Here is a 16,632-nt window from a genome sequence, read left to right as displayed (position 1 = left end):
AGAACCCATGAGCGTTTCCCAGGAACTCTTCGACCGAGCACGCAAGGTCATGCCCGGCGGGGTCAACTCGCCGGTGCGCGCGTTCGCGTCCGTGGGCGGCACCCCGCCGTTCATCACCGCGGCCAAGGGCCCGTACCTCACCGACGCCGACGGCCGCGAGTACGTGGACCTCGTCAGCTCGTGGGGGCCCGCTCTCATCGGCCACTCCCACCCGACCGTCATCGAGGCGGTGCACGAGGCCGTGGAGCGAGGCCTGTCCTTCGGGGCGACGACGCGCGGCGAGACCGAGCTCGCGGAGCTGGTCGTCGAGCGGATCGGCGCGATCGACGAGCTGCGCATGGTCTCGACCGGCACCGAGGCGGCCATGACCGCGATCCGCCTGGCGCGCGGCGTGACCGGCCGGGACCTGGTCGTGAAGTTCGCCGGGTGCTACCACGGGCACGTGGACTCCCTGCTGTCCGAGGCGGGCTCCGGGGTGGCGACCCTGGCCCTGCCCGGCTCCGCGGGCGTCACCGCGGCCACCGCGGCCGAGACCCTGGTGCTGCCCTACAACGACCTCGCCGCCGTGGAGGAGGCCTTCGCCGCCCACCCCGGCCGGATCGCGGCCGTCATCACCGAGGGCGCCCCCGCCAACATGGGCGTGGTCGCCCCCGGCGAGGGCTTCAACGCCGGGCTGCGCCGGATCACCCGGGAGCACGGGGCGCTGATGATCTTCGACGAGGTGCTCACCGGGTTCCGCGTGCACGAGGCGGGCTACTGGGGCCTCACCGCGGCCGGCGAGGACGGCTGGGAGCCGGACCTGTTCATGTTCGGCAAGGTCATCGGCGGCGGCCTGCCCGTGGCCGGCGTGGGCGGCCGCGCCGAGGTGATGAACCACCTCGCGCCGCTGGGCCCCGTCTACCAGGCGGGCACGCTGTCCGGGAACCCCGTGGCCATGGCCGCGGGCGCGGCGACGCTGCGCACCGCGGACCGGATCGCCTACCAGACCGTGGACCGCCGCTCGGCGCAGCTGCAGGAGGCCGTGCGGGCGGCGCTGAACGAGGCGGGGGTCGACCACTCGATCCAGTCGGCCGGCAACCTGTTCTCGGTCGCGTTCGGCACCTCGGCCACCGGCGTGCACGACTACGCGCAGGCCAGGGCGCAGGAGACGTTCCGCTACCCGGCGTTCTTCCACGCGATGCTGGACCAGGGCGTGTACCTGCCCCCGTCCGTGTTCGAGGCCTGGTTCCTCTCCGCGGCCCACGACGACGCCGCGATGGAGCGGATCGTCTCCGCCCTCCCGGCCGCGGCCCGCGCGGCCGCCGAGGCCCGGCCGGCGGCCTGACACCCGGGTCCTCCGGGGACGCTCAGGCGTCCTCGGAGGAGCCCACCGGCCAGGCGCCGTCGACCACCGCGTCCGGACGGGTGCGGCGGAAGTACGCCTGCAGGTCCGCCGCCTGCTCCGCGGCCCAGCCCACCTGGTCGGCGTGCAGGTCCGCGGCCGGGCGCGCCAGCGCGGGGAAGCGGTGCGCCATGAGCACGGCGAGCCGCTCGGTGGCCACCGCGTCGGCCGCGGAGGTGTGCGCCGCCGTGAGCTCGACCCCGTACTCCTCGCAGAGCGCCCCGAGGGTCCGCTTGCCGCGCCGGTACTTGTGCACCTGCTTGTTGAGCACGAACGGGTCGAGCACCGGGAAGGGCGCCGGGACGCTCACGCCGTGCCGCCGGGCCTCCCGCGCGAGGACCGTGAAGTCGTAGGCGGCGTTGAACACCAGCACCGGCGTTCCCGCCGCGAACAGCTCGGCCAGGACACCGGCGACCTGTGCGACCACCTCCGCCGCGGACCTGCCCTCGGCGCGGGCGCGCTCGGTGCTCACCCCGTGCACGGCCGCCGCCTCCTCCGGGATCTCCACCCCCGGGTCCGCCAACCACTCCCACTCGTCCGTCACCGCGCCGGAGGCGTCGGTGCGCACGACGGTCGCCGTGACGATGCGGGCCGTGCGCGGATCACGGCCGGTCGTCTCGAGGTCGAAGGCCGCCCGCGGTCCCTCCGTCCACGCCGGGGCGCCGCCCGGCGCCCCGAGGTCGAACAGGACGGCCTGCTCCGCGGCGGTGCCCGCCGGGGACGGCGCGGGCCGTGCGCGCAGGGGCGCGGCGTCGAACAGGGGCGGCTGCCCGGTGGGCTCGACGGGGTGTGAGGACGGCGACATGGCTCCACCGTACCGGCCGCCCCCGACCCGCCGTGCACGGCCGTGCACCGCCGGCGCCGCCCGGGCCGGACCCCCGCACCGTCCGTCGTCCGCGGTGCCCTCCCGGCCCGGGCGGACCGGCCGGGGTCTTGCCGGAACAGGTGAAGCGTGCTTCACTGGTCGGCACAGGGAGGGGAGTATCCCACCAGCGTCCCGTCGTCACTACGGCCCCGTGTTCGGGGCCCGGCGGACGAGCCCGTCGAGGGCCGGGAGAGACCTCCGATCGGATCGATCGGGAGGTTCGTCATGGAAGTTCCGTTCTGGGTCTGGGCCGCGGTGCTGGGTTTCATCCTGGTGATGCTGGCCGTCGACCTGTTCGCCCACCGCCACGCGCACGTCATCGGGGTGCACGAGGCGGCCGTGTGGTCGGGGGTGTGGGTGGTCTTCGGGGTCGGCTTCGGTGCGCTGGTCTGGTGGGTGTGGGGCGCGGAGTTCGGCCAGCAGTACTTCGCCGGATATCTGATCGAGAAGTCCCTGGCCGTGGACAACGTGTTCGTGTGGGCCATCATCTTCAGCTGGTTCGCCGTTCCGCGGGAGTACCAGCACCGGGTGCTGTTCCTGGGCGTGCTCGGCGCCCTGGTGTTCCGCGGCCTGTTCATCGCCGCCGGCGCCCTGCTGATCCAGCACTTCTCCTGGATCCTCTACGTCTTCGCGGCGTTCCTGCTCTACACCGGGTGGCGGATGATCCGGCAGCGCAACGAGCACCTGGACCCGGAGCGGTCGAAGGTGCTGCGGGTGTTCCGCCGTTTCGTGCCCATGACCGACGCCTTCTACGGGCAGAAGCTGGTGGTGCGCCGGGACGGCGTGCTGCTGGCGACCCCGCTGCTGGCGGTGCTGGTCCTGGTCGAGGTCACCGACGTGGTCTTCGCGGTGGACTCGATCCCGGCGATCTTCGCCGTGACGGACGAGGTGTTCCTCGTCTTCACCGCCAACGCCTTCGCGATCCTGGGGCTGCGGGCGATGTACTTCCTGCTCGCGGACCTGATCCACCGCTTCGTGTACCTGAAGGTCGGCCTGGCCCTGGTGCTGATCTGGGTGGGGACCAAGATGCTGCTCAAGATCGACCTCTTCTACATCCCCACCAGCATCTCCCTGGCGGTGGTGGCCACGATCCTGACGGTCTCGGTGGTCACCAGCCTGCGGGCCACCCGCGGTGCGGGCCGCCGGGCCCTGCCGTCCCCGCCCGTGCCGCCCTTCCGCACCGCCTCGGAGGCCGAGATCGACGCGCTGGACCTGCTGTGGGGCCGCAGGTACCCCACCGTCCGCCGGAGCGCCGGGGAGGCCGACCAGGATGCCGTCGGGCTCCACGACGGCGGAGCCCCGGCCCGCCGGGGCGCCGGGGACGGCATCCGGCCCGGCGCCCACGACGACCATGACCGACACCACGAAGGAGAACCACGATGAGCGTTCCGTCCACCGGCGCCCGCCGACCGGTCGCCGCGGTGATCACCGACGGCCCCGAGGCCGCGGCGGTCGCCCGCCGCGCCGCCCGCATCGCCACGGAGGAGGGGCGGCCCGTGCTCCTGCTCGTGCCCGTGCTGCGGTCGGCGTTCACCGCCGACGCCGTCATCGCCCGGCGCGTGCACGAACAGGCGCTGCAGGAGGCGCAGGCCGTCGCGGCCCGCGCCCTGCCGGCCCTGGAGACCGCCGGGGTGACGGTCCGCGTGCAGGCGGTCTGGCACCGGAACTGTCCCCTCCGCGGCGCCCGTCAGGCGCGGGCGATCGCCGTGGCGCACGCGGCGCACCGGGCCGGGGCCCCGCTGGTCGTCACCCCGGCCCAGGTCCCGGTGCCCACGGTGCAGCACGGGCCCGGGGTGGTGCTCGTCGCCGCCGGGACGGCCTCACCGCTCGCGGTGCACCGCCCGGCGCGCTCCCGGGGCCTCGACGAGCTGTGAACCAGCCACCCCACGGGAGGAGCCCGAGATGACCTGCCCCTCAGCGTCCCCGGCCGACGTCGAGCCGCCGGACCAGGTCCGGGCGGACGGCGCCCCGGCCGAGGCGCGGCCGCGGAGGGCCGCACCGGCCGGGGCGCCCGAGCCGGGCGGCACCGTGCCCGGAACGCGGCCGCCGTGGACCTTCCTGACCAACCACGGCCACGTCCTGCTGGCCGTGACCCGCTCCCGGGACGCCCGGGTCAGCGAGATCGCCGCCCAGGTGGGCATCTCGGGGCGGGCCACGCTGAGCATCCTCAAGGACCTGGAGTCCGCCGGCTACCTCAGCCGGCAGCGGAACGGGCGCCGCAGCCGCTACACGGTCGACGGGCACCGGCCCTTCCGGCACCCGACCGTCGCCGCCCACGAGATCGGGGAGCTGCTGGCCGTCCTCGCCCCGGCGGAGGACGGGGGCGAGGGCGTCGTGCCTTAGTCCGTCGGAGTGCCGTGATGAGATGAGACCCATGCGGCATTCCGAGGACAGCCCCCACGCCACCGCCGCCGCGCCCGCTGCGGGTCCGGTGCGCTGGAGCCTGGTGCCCCCCGCCGGCGCCGATCCCGAACGCCCGTCCTGGCGGCCCGGTGCCGAGCAGGAGGTCGTGGCCGGGCTCCCCGCAGGGTGCGGTCCCCGGCTGGTGCTCGGCGGACCCGGGACCGGACGGACCCGGGTGCTCGTGGAGCTCGCGGCGCGCCGGATCCGGCAGGGCCTCGACCCGGACCGGCTGCTCGTGCTCACCCCCTCCCGGCTCTCCGCGGCCAGGCTGCGGGACGACCTCACGGCCGCCGTGGCCGCCACCATGAGCTCCCCGCCCGTGCGGGCCTGGCAGTCCTACGCCTTCGACCTGCTCCGGCGGGCCCAGAACGAGGGGCTGCTCGCCGGCGTGACCCGCGGGCCCAAGCTCCTGTCCGGCCCCGAGCAGGACGTCCTCATCGGCGAGCTCATGGCCGGGCACGCCGCCGGGGAGGGCACCGCCGTGGTGTGGCCGGCGGACCTCCAGGAGGCGCTGGGCACCCGGGGCTTCCGGCAGGAGGTGCGCGAGCTGTTCGACCGGATGTCGGAGTACGACCTCGCGCCCGCCGACCTCCGGGCCCTCGCCCGCCGGCTGGAACGGCCGGACTGGTCCGCGGCCGCCGGGATGCGCGCCGAGTACCAGGCCGTGCGCCGGCTCCGGATGCCCGAGTCCTACGACCCCGCCGCCCTGGTGACCGAGGCCGCCCGGGTCCTCGAGGAGCAGCCGGAGTTCCTGCGGGCCGAGCAGGAACGGCTGGACCTCGTGCTCGTGGACGACCTCCAGGAGGCGACGCCCTCGATCCACCGGCTGCTCGCCGTCCTGTGCCGGGGGAGGGACACCGTGCTGACCGCCTGCACGGACACCGTGGTGCAGGGCTTCCGGGGCGCCCGGCCCGACCTCCTGCGCACCCTCGAGGACCGCCTCGCCGAACCCGGCCGCCCGCTCCACCGGCACCTGCTGGGGGAGAGCCAGCGGATGCCGCCGGCCGTCGCCGACGTCTGGGAGCGCGTGGCGGAGCGCGTCCCCGCCGTGGCCGGGGCGAGGCATCCGCGCCGGCTGGAGCACTCCGACGGCGCGGCGGAGCGGGGGGAGGTCAGCACGGTGGTGCTCTCCTCCCCGCTGCACGAGGCCCGCTGGATCGCCCACCAGGTCCTGGAGCGGCACCTCGTGCAGGGCGTCCCGCTGGCGGACATGGCCGTGGTCGTGCGCAACGGCCGCCACCTGGAGAGCCTGGAGCGCCAGCTCTCGGCCCTGGGCGTGCCCGTCAGCACCTCCGCCGCGGAGACCCCGGTGCGGGACGAACCGGCCGTGCGCCCGATGCTCGGCGCGCTGCGGATCGTCACCGAGGCCGCGGCCGCGGAGCGCAGGGACGACGGGCACTTCGGTGCCCTCACGGTGCAGGCGGCCGTGGAGCTGCTGTCCTCCCGGATCGGGGGTGCCTCGCCGATGGACCTCCGGCGGCTGCGCCAGCGGCTCCGGGCCGAGGAGCTCGCCGGCGGCGGGGGCCGCACCAGCGACGACCTGCTCGTGGAGGCCCTCGTGGCACCCGGGGCGCTCGACGCGGCCGGAGTGCGCTCGGTGCCCGCCCGCAGGATCGCCCGGATGCTCACGGCCGGCCGGCGCGCGCTGCGCGAGGAGGGCGCCACCGCCGAGACCGTCCTGTGGGCGCTGTGGGAGGCGGCCGGGGTCGCCGAGCCCTGGCGCCGCCGCGCCCTCGAGGGCGGTCCGGCGGGCCGGCGGGCCGACCGCGACCTCGACGCGGTCGTGAGCCTGTTCGAGGCGGCCGAGCGCTACGTCGACCACCTGCCCGGTGCGAGCCCCGCCCAGTTCCTGGACTACATCGAGAGCCAGGAGCTGCCCATGGACACCCTGGCCGCCCGCGCCCCGACCGACGAGACCGTCGAGATCATGACACCGGCCACCTCGGCGGGCCGGCAGTGGCCGGTCGTCTTCGTCGCCGGGGTCCAGGAGGGCGTGTGGCCGAACACCCGCCTGCGCGGGCAGCTGCTGGCCGCGGACCTGCTCACGGACGCCCTCGACCTCGGGGTGGACCAGGCCGCGCGGGTCACGCCGGTGACCCGGATGCGGGAGGTCCGCCACGACGAGCTGCGCTCCTTCGCCGCCGCGGTCTCCCGCAGCCGGAGGACGCTCGTGGTGACGGCGGCCTCCGACGAGGACGAGCAGCCCTCCGAGTTCCTCGACCTCGTCGACCCGCCCGGCGCCGGACCGGAGGCCGGCGTGCGGGCCGTGGTCGACGCCCCGCGGCCCATGACGCTGCGCGCCCTCGTGGCAGAGCTGCGCCAGTGGGTGCAGCTGCACGAGGAGGACCCGGTGCGCTCCGAGGCGGCCGCACGGCTGCTCCACCGCATCGCCTCCTCCCCGCGCCCGGTGCCCGGCGCCCATCCGGACACCTGGTGGGGGGCGGCCGAGCTCTCCAGCACGGACCCGGTCTTCGACGACGGGGTGCCGGTGCCCGTCTCCCCGTCCCGGATCGAGACCATCCACCGCTCCCCGCTCGACTGGTTCGTCTCGGCCTCCCGCGCCGAGGCCGCCACCGACCTCAGCCGCAGCCTCGGCTCCCTGGTGCACGCCATCGCCGAGGAGTTCCCGGAGGCCCCGGGCTCCGAGCTGGTGGCCGAGCTCGAACGCCGCTGGCCGACCCTGGGGCTGCCCGAGACGTGGGAGTCCGCGGTGCAGCTCGAGCGTGCCCGGCAGATGCTGGGCAAGTTCGCCCGGTACGTCGTGGACGCCCGCAGCCGGCACGGCCGGCGGCTGGCCTCGGTGGAGGGCTCCTTCAGCGTCCTCGTCCAGGGACGGGCCCGGGACGCCCTCCTCCGGGGCCGCGTGGACCGCCTGGAGCTCGACGAGCAGGGCCGCTACGTCGTCGTCGACCTCAAGACGGGCCGGAACCAGCCGGCCGGGGCGAGGATCGCCGAGCACCCCCAGCTGGCGGCCTACCAGGTGGCACTGTCCGCGGGGGCGGGAACGGCCATGGTCGCGGACGAGGGCGAGACCGTCCTCGAGCTGCCCGGCGGCACGGTCACGGAGCTCTCCGGCGGTGCCCTGCTCGTCCAGCTCGGCACCCGGGCGAAGTCCCCGTCCGTGCAGCAGCAGGACCCCCTGGACCCCGAGGACACCTGGGCCCGGGACCTGATCACCCGCGCCGCGGAGCTCGTGGCCGGGGAGCGCTTCGTCGCCCGCCACGACCAGGCGGAGAACGCCTTCGGCGGGCACGGGTGCAAGCTGCCCCAGATCTGTCCCCTCTGCGCCGAGGGCCGGCAGGTGAGCGAACCGTGAGCACTGTCCCCGGCAGCACCGCACCCGGACACGAGAAGGGCGACGCACCCATGACCGAGGTCTCCACGCCCCGCACCGAGCGGCCCGGGCACGACGCGGGCCGGCACCCCTACGACGGCGTCGAGCCCCGGTACAGCCCCGAGGAGCTCGCCGAGCACCTCGGGGGCAACCGCCCCACCGCGCAGCAGTCCGCCGTGATCTCCGCCCCGCTCTCGCCCCGGCTCGTGGTCGCCGGCGCGGGCTCGGGCAAGACCGCGACCATGGTCGACCGGGTCGTCTGGCTCGTGGCCAACGGCGTCGTCGCCCCGGACCAGGTCCTCGGCGTCACGTTCACCCGCAAGGCCGCCGGGGAGCTGGGGGAGCGGATGCGCACCCGGCTCGCCCGGCTGCGCGCCCACGGCCTCGTCGCGCCCGTCGGCGTCGAGGACGACGACGCCCCGGCCGCGCCCCAGGACCCCACGGTCAGCACCTACCACGCCTACGCCAACACCCTCGTGCGCAACTACGGGCTGCGGATCGGCATCGAGCCGGACACCACGCTGCTGGGCCAGGCCCGGACGTGGCAGATCGCCGCGCAGACCGTGGAGGCCTGGACCGGGGAGCTCCTCGAGGCCATGCCCGCGAAGTCCACCATGGTCCGCGCGGTCCTCGACCTCGCCTCGGCGTGCGCGGAGCACCTCGTGGCGCCGGAGGCCGTGGAGCGCTTCGCGGCGCAGCTGCTCGGCGAGCTGGCCACCACGCCACCGGGCCGGCGGAAGAAGACCCTCGGCGCGCAGCTGAAGAAGGTCGAGGAGAACCAGCGCACCGCGTGGGTCCTCGCCGAGCTCGTGGCGGACTTCGCCCGGCGCAAGGAGGAGGCCCAGGCCATGGACTTCGGGGACCTGCTCTCCGCCGCCGCCCGGCTGGCCGAGCAGGACCCGGCCGCCCGCCGGACCGAGCGGGAGCAGCACCGCGTGGTGCTCCTCGACGAGTTCCAGGACACCTCGCACGCCCAGCTGCGGCTCTTCGCCGCCCTGTTCGGGCACGGCCACTCCGTGATGGCCGTGGGCGACCCCCAGCAGTCGATCTACGGGTTCCGCGGGGCCTCGGCGGGGCAGCTGTTCGGCTTCCACGACTCCTTCCCGGTCGCACCCGGGGAGGACGGGGAGCCGAGCTTCCTCACCACCGCGTGGCGCAACGACGCCGGCATCCTCGACGTCGCCAACACCCTGGCGGCCCCTCTGCGCACCCCGCCGGCGTGGGCGAGGGGGGCGTCCTCCCTGACCGTCCCCGAACTCACGCCCCGGCCCGGGGCCGGCACCGGCCACGTCCGGCTCAGCCGGTACGCCACCGACGTCGAGGAGGCGGCCGCCCTCGCGGAGCAGGTGCTCGCCCGCCGCGAGGAGCACCGCGGGGAGCCGGAGGAGCAGATGCCCACCATGGCGGTGCTCTGCCGCAAGCGCGCACAGATCGAGCCCGTGCGCCGGGAGCTGGCCGCCCGCGGGATCCCCTACGAGGTCGTGGGCCTCGGCGGGCTGCTCAGCACCCCGGAGGTCTCCGACGTCGTCGCGACCCTGCGGGTGCTGGACGACCCCGGCCGTTCGGACGCCCTCGTGCGCCTGCTCGCGGGGGCCCGGTGGCGGATCGGGACCCGGGACCTCATGGCGCTCTCCGACTGGGCGTCGCACCTGGAACGGCGCCGCACCGAGGCCGCGCAGGCGGGCCGGCCCGAGGACCTGGAGAGCCCGGTGACCCCGGAGGAGGCCGAGGACGAGGCCCTGGTCGAGCCCGACCTCTCCGACCACGCGTCGCTGATCGAGGCGATCGAGACCCTCCCGCGCCCCGGCTGGACGTCCGCGCAGGCCCGGTCCCTGTCCGGGACCGCGCGGGCGCGGCTGACCGAGCTGCGGGCGGAGCTGGAGCACCTGCGCTCCTACCTCTCCGACGACCTGCCGAGCCTGCTGCACGAGATCGAGACGGTCCTCGGCCTCGACGTCGAGGTGGCGGCGCACCCCCACCGCTCGTCCCACCGGGCGCGGCGGAACCTGGACGCCTTCCAGGAGGCGGCGCAGGCGTTCACGGCGTCCTCCGCGACCGGCGACGTCTCGGCGTTCCTCGCCTGGCTCGACGTCACGCTGGCGGAGGAGAACGGGCTCGAGCCGGGTCCCGACCGCACCCGGCACGACGCCGTGCAGCTGGTCACGGTGCACTCGTCCAAGGGCCTCGAGTGGGACCACGTCTACGTGCCCGGCCTCAACACGAAGAACTTCCCGACCGACAACCCCGCGCGCTGGACCCTCGACACCGGGGCCCTGGCGTGGCCGCTGCGCGGGGACGCGCGGTTCCTGCCGCAGTGGTCGGTGGACAGCACCGACCTCAAGGCCCTCGAGGAGTCCCACACGGAGTTCCTCGAGCTCGCGGCGCAGCACGCCGAGGACGAGGAGCGCCGCCTGGCGTACGTGGCCGTGACCCGTGCCCGGACGGTGCTGGAGCTCTCCAGCACCGTCTTCCGCGGCACGGCGGCCCAGGGCCAGGAGCCCTCCGTGTTCGTGGCCGAGCTGGCGCCGCTGACGAAGGGGGCGGCGCCTCCCGTCCGCCGGGGCCCCTGGGCCGAGGTGCCGGAGGGGACGCGCAACCCGGCTGCCGCCACGGTGCTGAGCGCGCCGTGGCCCTACGACCCGCTGGAGGGTCCCGAGGTCACCGAGACGGTGACCGGCGAGGACGGCTCGAGCGCCGTGCGGGTGAGCCCGCCGCCGCACCTCGGCCGCCGCTCCCGGCTGGAGCGGGCCGCCCGCGCGGTCAGGGAGCGCGGCTTCGGGGACACCGCGGACCTGGACGTCGAGGACCTGCTCGGCGTGGGGGAGCGCGACGGGCGCTCACCGGACCCGCGGCGCTGGTCCGAGGAGGCGAGGATCCTGCTGGCCCGGCACGAGGAGGGGCGGACGGAGCGGTCGGTGCCCATGCCGTCCCACGTCTCCGCGTCGACGCTCGTGGCGCTGGCCCGCGACCCGCTCGAGGTGGTCTCGGGCCTGCGCCGCCCCATGCCGCGGCGGCCGGGCACCGCGGCGCGGCGGGGCACCACCTTCCACGCGTGGATCGAGCAGTACTACGGCAGCTCCGCGATCTTCGACGTCGGCGAGCTGCCCGGCACGGCCGACGAGTACGTCGACGAGGCCTACGACCTGCCCGAGCTCGCGGCGGCGTTCCGGTCGAGCCCGTGGGCGGACCGGCAGCCGCACGCCGTGGAGTTCCCGCTCGAGACCCCGATCGCCGGGATCACGGTGCGGGGCCGGGTGGACGCGGTGTTCCGCAACGGTGACGGCACGTGGGAGCTCGTCGACTGGAAGACCGGGCGGGCCCCGGCCGGCCGGGAGCTGCAGGAGCGCTCGGCGCAGCTGGCCGTCTACCGGCTCGCGTGGTCCCGGCTGCGGGGCGTTCCGCTCGAGCAGGTCACGGCGGCCTTCTACTACGTGGCCGAGGACCGGGTGGTCCGCCCGCACGACCTCTCGGGGGCGGAGGAGCTCGAGGCGGTGGTCCGTAAGGCCTACGACGTGGTGCTGCGTCCCTGACCGGTTTCGGACCGCTCGGCCCGGTCCCGCGCGCTGACGGGTTGCCCGTCGACCGGTTGCCCGCTGTCCGCGGCCCGGCCCCGGGGGGCCGGATGCCCGGACGCCGGCTCTCCGGTGATCGCGGAACCGGGGGGCCGGTCCGCCGGGACACGGTCCGCGGGCTCCGCGGCCGACGGGTCCGGCGTCTCGCCGGAGTCGGTCGCGGAGCGCCGGGAGACGTCCTGGGCGAGGGTCGCGAGCATCTCCTCCGCGTCCGCCACGAGCGCGTCCATGCCGCGGTCCACCGCGCGCACCAGCCACTGGGCGAGGGCCAGCTCCGCGTCCAGCCGGGCGCGGTCCAGCAGGTGGGGGTCCGGCTCCCGGTCCGGGGCCTGGAACGAGGTCCGGCGGCAGGCCGCGGCGTACGCCTCCAGCACGCCCTCGGCGAGCCGGCGGTCACGGGCCGCCAGGAGCCACGCGAAGTCCCCGGCGGGATCGCCCACGTGCAGGTCGGTCCAGCCGGTCACCCCGCGCACCCGGCCGCGGGAGATCAGCAGGTCGTCCTCCTGCAGGTCGCCGTGGACCACCCGGGGCGGGAACTGCCACACGGCCCGGTCCTCCAGGACCTGCTCCCACCGCTGCAGCAGCGCGGCGGGCACCCGGTTCGTGGCGGCGGCCCGGCGCAGCTCCACGAGGCGCCGCTGCCGGCACTGCTCGGCCGTGTAGCTGGGGAGGTCGGCGTCGAGCACCAGCGCCGGCGGCAGCGCGTGGATCGCGGCCAGCAGACGCCCGAGCTGCACGCTCAGCGTGGGCGGCGGCTCGGCGCTGGGCACGTGGCGGTGGTGCTCCGGGTCCGGTGCGGCGGCCATCCGGGCGAGCTCGTCGATGTCCAGCGGGGCGCCCTCGATGTGCGAGTGCACGAAGGCGTGCAGGTGCCCGTCCTCCACGGACCCCGCGGCGGTGGGCACGAGGAAGGGCAGGCGGGAACGAACCGCGGGGGTGAAGCAGCGCAGCACGAGGTGCTCCGTCTCCAGGCGCACGCTGGCCTCGGGGCTCAGCGGTGAGCGGACCCGCCACCGGCGGCCGGCCGCGTCGAGGACCACGGCGGAGCGGAAGTCGGCGTCGTCGTCCGGCGAGGGGCCCACGGCCACGGGCGCGAGTCCGGGGACGCCTGCGGCGGCGACGGCGGCCAGGTGCTCGAGGGAGGTGCTCACGGCGTTCACCCTACAAGAGGCCAGGTCGGGACCGTCCCCGGTGACCGTCCGGCCCGCTCCGGGCCGCGCCCGGGTCGCTACAGTGGGAGACGTGTCCGCATCCACCGTTCCCCTGCCCGAGCCCGGCCCCGTCGCGTCCTCCGTGCCGGCCCCCGAGCGCCTCTCGCCGTCCCGGCTGCCGTTCGTCGCGACCGCCTTCGACCGCGACGCCGTCGACCGCGAGCTCGAGGACGTGCGCGTGCTCGCCGCCCAGGACCCCGCCTCGCTCGTGCTCGTGCTCGCGGGCGGGCTCGCCCCCGTGGCCGACGACGCCCTGGTCCTGGTGCCGGCCGCCGAGGTCCCGCGCGTCGACCACGACCCGCGCCGCCCGGAGGTCTACCTCGGCCGGCTGCCGGGCGCCGACGGGGAGCGGGGCCCGCGCGTGCTGCTGCGTGCCGTCCCCGCGGCCGAGCCGGCGGACGGTGACGCGGCGGCCGAGCCGTTCGCGGTGCCCGAGCCCGTCGTGGCGGCGGTGACCGCGTCGGCGGCCGCCCGCGGCGTGGGGGAGCTGCGCTGGGCCGGTCTGCGGGAGCTGGGCTCCGTGCTGCCGGCCGCGGACACGGCGCTGCTGGTCACCGCCCAGTCCGTGGGGCTGTGGCACCGCGACCACCCCCGGTGCCCGCAGTGCGGGGAACCCACCGAGGTGATCCGCTCCGGCTGGGCGCGGCAGTGCCCCGACGACCGTTCCCTGCACTTCCCCCGCACCGACCCCGCGATCATCGTGGCCGTCAGCGACGGCCACCCCGACCCCGAGCAGGAGCGGCTGCTGCTCGGTCGCTCGGCGCTCTGGAAGGGCAACCGCTTCTCCACCCTCGCCGGGTTCGTGGAGCCGGGGGAGTCCGTCGAGCAGGCCGTGGTCCGCGAGGTCGGCGAGGAGGCGGGGCTGGTCGTGGGGGACGTCCACTACCTGGGCTCGCAGCCCTGGCCCTTCCCCCGCTCCCTGATGCTCGGCTGCCGGGCCGTCGTGCGCTCCGGCGCGCCCGTCCCGGACGGGCAGGAGATCCTCGAGCTGCGCTGGTTCACCCGGACGGAGCTGCGGGAGTCCGCGCGGACCGGGGCCGTGACGCTGCCCGGGCGCGTCTCGATCGCCCACGCGCTCATCGAGCACTGGCTGGGCGAGGACCTGCCGGAGACCGCCTGGTGACGGGGGAGCACGCCGCGGAGCACGGGGAGACCGGCCGGGACGAGCAGATCCTCGCCGGGCTGGACCCCGAGCAGCGGGAGGTCGCGACGACGCTGCGGGGTCCCGTGTGCGTCCTGGCCGGAGCCGGCACGGGCAAGACCCGGGCCATCACGCACCGGATCGCGTACGGCATCGCCACGGGCGTGTACACCCCCCAGAAGGTCCTGGCCCTGACGTTCACGGCGCGCGCCGCCAACGAGATGCGCAACCGCCTGCGCGCACTGGGCGCGGCCGGGGTGCAGACGCGCACCTTCCACGCCGCGGCCCTGCGGCAGCTGCAGTACTTCTGGCCGCAGGCCGTGGGCGGGCCCCTGCCCGGGCTCGTGGAGCACAAGGCCCGGCTCATCACCGAGGCCGCGCAGAACATGCGCCTGTCCACGGACCGGGCCGCCGTGCGGGACCTCGCCGCGGAGATCGAGTGGGCCAAGGTCTCGATGCTGACCCCCGACACCTACCCGACCCGGGCCGCCCGGCGGGACATGCCCCTGGGCTACGAGATCCGCACCGTGCAGAGGCTCTACCAGTCCTACGAGGAGCTCAAGACGGACCGGCACCTCATCGACTTCGAGGACGTCCTCCTGCTCACGGTCGCCGTGCTCGAGGAGGACGAGCGCGTGGCGGCGACCGTCCGCGAGCAGTACCGGCACTTCGTGGTCGACGAGTACCAGGACGTGTCCCCGCTCCAGCAGCGCCTCCTGGACGCCTGGCTCGGCGGCCGGGACGACATCTGCGTGGTGGGCGACGCCTCCCAGACGATCTACTCTTTCACCGGCGCGAGCTCCCGGCACCTGCTGGAGTTCCCGCGCCGGCACCCGGAGGCCCGGGTGGTCGAGCTCGTGCGGGACTACCGCTCGACCCCGCAGGTCGTGGAGACGGCCAACCGCCTGCTCGCCGCCCGCCGGCCCGCGTCCGGCTCGACCCCCGGCTCCTGGGCGACCCCGCTGCACCTCGTGGCCCAGCGTCCCGACGGGCCGCGGCCGTCCTGGAACGAGTACGCGGACGACGAGGCCGAGGCCGCCGGGACCGCCGCGCGCATCCAGGACCTGATCGACGACGGCGTGCCCGCGTCCGAGATCGCGGTCCTGTTCCGCACCAACGGCCAGTCGCAGGCCTTCGAGACCGCTCTGGCCGAGGCGGGCATCGGGTTCCAGCTGCGCGGCACGGAGCGGTTCTTCAACCGCCCGGAGGTCAAGCAGGCCGTGGTCCAGCTGCGCACGGCCGCGCGGGCCGCCGAGGCCTCGGACGAGCCCACGCGCCTGGTGCGGGACATCCTCTCCTCCCTGGGCTACTCGGACCGGGCACCGCGCACCACCGGGGCGGTGCGGGAGCGGTGGGAGTCGCTGGCCGCGCTCGTCGCCCTCGCCGACCGGATGGCCGCGGAGGCCGCGGCCCGCGAGGAGGAGTTCGTGCTGCCGGACCTCGCCGCCGAGCTCGAGCGGCGCATGGCCCAGCAGGACGCCCCCGTGATGAACGGGGTGACGCTGGCGTCCCTGCACTCGGCCAAGGGCCTGGAGTGGGACGCCGTGTTCCTGGCCGGGCTCAGCGAGGGGCTCGTGCCCATCGGGTTCGCCGAGACCGCGGACGAGATCGACGAGGAGCGCCGCCTGCTCTACGTGGGCATCACGCGGGCGCGCCAGCACCTGGTGCTGTCCTGGACCCTGTCCCGCACCCCGGGCGGTCGGCCCACGCGCAAGCCCTCACGGTTCCTCGACGGACTGCGCGGGACCGGACCGTCCCGGCCGACCGCGGACCGGCCGCGCACGCGGGGCGCCCGCGCTCACGCCTGAGCGAGGCCGCACAGACATAGGCTCCGGTCGAGCTCCAGCTGTGCCACCGGGCCGGGCCACGGCGGGACGAAGAGCCGGGCGCAGGGGTCGCCGCTCGCCCCGGGAGCATGCCCGTGCCCGACCGCGGGGACCGGCGCGGTCCCGCCGCCGAGCGAGTCCAGGGCCACGGCGAGCACCTCGACCGCCAGCCCCGCGGCGACGGCCTCCGCGTGGGCGGGCGCGGCCCACGCGGTGAGCACGGCACCCGGGCCGCCGGGCCCCGTGCCGGGCTCACCGGTGCCCGGGCCGCCGGGCGCCCGGGCGCCTGAACCACCGGGCTCCCCGGCGCCGAGGGTGGCCCGCACGCAGTCCGGGCACGGCCGGTGGGCCCACGGGACCGTGGGCCAGCGCAGCAGGGCCGTCCCGGCACGGTGCAGCGACACCAGCGGGTGGCGCGGGTCGAGGCCCGCCCACGGCTCCGGTTCGTCCGTGCACCGGCCGTCCTCGGCGCGGGACGGGTGCTCGGCGCTGCGCACCACCACCGCGCCCGGCAGCAGGGCGCCGGGGAACAGCTCGGGCGCGCTGACCGGGGCGCAGCGCGAGTCGAGCGCCCGCAGCCTCCGGCGCAGGGCGGCGTCCCGGGGCCGGCCGAGGTCGGCCGCGTGGAACGCGCCGGTCCCGAGGTCGGCGGCGGTCACGGGCGAGCCGTCGTTGACGTTGAGCCCCAGCACGCCGCAGCGGAGCAGACGCACGGCCAGCGCCGCGGCGAGGCCGTCGAGGCCGAGCAGCAGGACGTGCACCTCCTCGGGGCGCGGCGGCTCGAGGCAGCTCGCACGCAGCTCCGGGGCGGGGCGGGGATCCGGGAACGGGGAGGTGGACACGGGGCGCCTTCCGGGCGGGCGGACGGGGACGCCGCCAGTGTGGCCCGGACCGCGTCC

Annotated in this window: 11 protein-coding genes; 8 read left to right on the top strand and 3 right to left on the bottom strand. The window is 76.1% G+C overall.

The features are described from left to right. Positions 1 to 7 precede the first annotated feature (7 nt). The gene (gene hemL / locus RE027_RS01930) at positions 8 to 1,324 is read left to right on the top strand and encodes a glutamate-1-semialdehyde 2,1-aminomutase (protein ID WP_368806541.1); all 1,317 of its coding nucleotides are present in this window, start codon (positions 8 to 10) and stop codon (positions 1,322 to 1,324) included. A 22-nt stretch (positions 1,325 to 1,346) separates the two neighbouring features. On the opposite strand, the gene RE027_RS01925 is transcribed toward hemL, so the two are convergent. After that, entirely contained in the window at positions 1,347 to 2,186 is an 840-nt protein-coding gene (locus RE027_RS01925) for a 3'-5' exonuclease (protein ID WP_368806540.1), read from the bottom strand. A 285-nt stretch (positions 2,187 to 2,471) separates the two neighbouring features. Between RE027_RS01925 and RE027_RS01920 the strand changes: the two genes are divergently transcribed. From RE027_RS01920 to RE027_RS01900, 5 genes are read left to right on the top strand one after another with little or no spacing between them, the layout of a single operon-like run. Next, the gene (locus RE027_RS01920; RefSeq protein WP_368806539.1) at positions 2,472 to 3,629 is read left to right on the top strand and encodes a TerC family protein; all 1,158 of its coding nucleotides are present in this window, start codon (positions 2,472 to 2,474) and stop codon (positions 3,627 to 3,629) included. Beyond that, the gene (locus RE027_RS01915) at positions 3,626 to 4,120 is read left to right on the top strand and encodes a hypothetical protein (protein WP_368806538.1); all 495 of its coding nucleotides are present in this window, start codon (positions 3,626 to 3,628) and stop codon (positions 4,118 to 4,120) included. The genes RE027_RS01920 and RE027_RS01915 overlap by 4 nt, the downstream gene beginning before the upstream one ends. A 28-nt stretch (positions 4,121 to 4,148) precedes the next feature. Next, positions 4,149 to 4,589, top strand: coding sequence for a helix-turn-helix transcriptional regulator (locus RE027_RS01910; protein WP_368806537.1), 441 nt, complete (start codon positions 4,149 to 4,151; stop codon positions 4,587 to 4,589). A gap of 31 nt (positions 4,590 to 4,620) precedes the next feature. After that, the gene (locus RE027_RS01905; protein WP_368806536.1) at positions 4,621 to 7,965 is read left to right on the top strand and encodes an ATP-dependent helicase; all 3,345 of its coding nucleotides are present in this window, start codon (positions 4,621 to 4,623) and stop codon (positions 7,963 to 7,965) included. Continuing rightward, positions 7,962 to 11,513: an ATP-dependent helicase gene (locus RE027_RS01900; RefSeq protein WP_368806535.1), complete on the top strand. Its 3,552-nt coding sequence runs from the start codon at positions 7,962 to 7,964 to the stop codon at positions 11,511 to 11,513. Before RE027_RS01905 ends, RE027_RS01900 begins: the two co-directional genes overlap by 4 nt. On the opposite strand, the gene RE027_RS01895 is transcribed toward RE027_RS01900, so the two are convergent. After that, positions 11,489 to 12,706: a phosphotransferase gene (locus tag RE027_RS01895; protein WP_368806534.1), complete on the bottom strand. Its 1,218-nt coding sequence runs from the start codon at positions 12,704 to 12,706 to the stop codon at positions 11,489 to 11,491. The genes RE027_RS01900 and RE027_RS01895 overlap by 25 nt on opposite strands. A gap of 91 nt (positions 12,707 to 12,797) precedes the next feature. On the opposite strand from RE027_RS01895, the gene nudC reads away from it, so the two are divergent. Together nudC and RE027_RS01885 are read left to right on the top strand one after the other, a co-directional pair. Next, positions 12,798 to 13,889 (top strand): NAD(+) diphosphatase, encoded by a 1,092-nt coding sequence (gene nudC, locus RE027_RS01890; protein WP_368806533.1) that lies wholly within the window; start codon positions 12,798 to 12,800, stop codon positions 13,887 to 13,889. Continuing rightward, on the top strand, positions 13,886 to 15,715 hold the full coding sequence (locus RE027_RS01885) for an ATP-dependent helicase (protein ID WP_368806532.1): 1,830 nt from the start codon (positions 13,886 to 13,888) through the stop codon (positions 15,713 to 15,715). The genes nudC and RE027_RS01885 overlap by 4 nt, the downstream gene beginning before the upstream one ends. On the opposite strand, the gene RE027_RS01880 is transcribed toward RE027_RS01885, so the two are convergent. After that, positions 15,706 to 16,575 (bottom strand): hypothetical protein, encoded by an 870-nt coding sequence (locus tag RE027_RS01880; protein ID WP_368806531.1) that lies wholly within the window; start codon positions 16,573 to 16,575, stop codon positions 15,706 to 15,708. The genes RE027_RS01885 and RE027_RS01880 overlap by 10 nt on opposite strands. Positions 16,576 to 16,632 lie beyond the last annotated feature (57 nt).

The sequence above is a fragment of the Kocuria sabuli genome, from assembly GCF_040981185.1.
Classification (GTDB): Bacteria; Actinomycetota; Actinomycetes; order Actinomycetales; family Micrococcaceae; genus Kocuria; species Kocuria sabuli.
This window is presented reverse-complemented; position numbering and strand designations above follow the sequence as displayed.

Bases quoted from the DNA above. Each gene is read 5' to 3' on its own strand.
- hemL (WP_368806541.1), top strand. From the start codon at position 8: ATGAGCGTTTCCCAGGAACTCTTCGACCGAGCACGCAAGGTCATGCCC.
- RE027_RS01925 (WP_368806540.1), bottom strand. From the start codon at position 2,186: ATGTCGCCGTCCTCACACCCCGTCGAGCCCACCGGGCAGCCGCCCCTG.
- RE027_RS01920 (WP_368806539.1), top strand. From the start codon at position 2,472: ATGGAAGTTCCGTTCTGGGTCTGGGCCGCGGTGCTGGGTTTCATCCTG.
- RE027_RS01915 (WP_368806538.1), top strand. From the start codon at position 3,626: ATGAGCGTTCCGTCCACCGGCGCCCGCCGACCGGTCGCCGCGGTGATC.
- RE027_RS01910 (WP_368806537.1), top strand. From the start codon at position 4,149: ATGACCTGCCCCTCAGCGTCCCCGGCCGACGTCGAGCCGCCGGACCAG.
- RE027_RS01905 (WP_368806536.1), top strand. From the start codon at position 4,621: ATGCGGCATTCCGAGGACAGCCCCCACGCCACCGCCGCCGCGCCCGCT.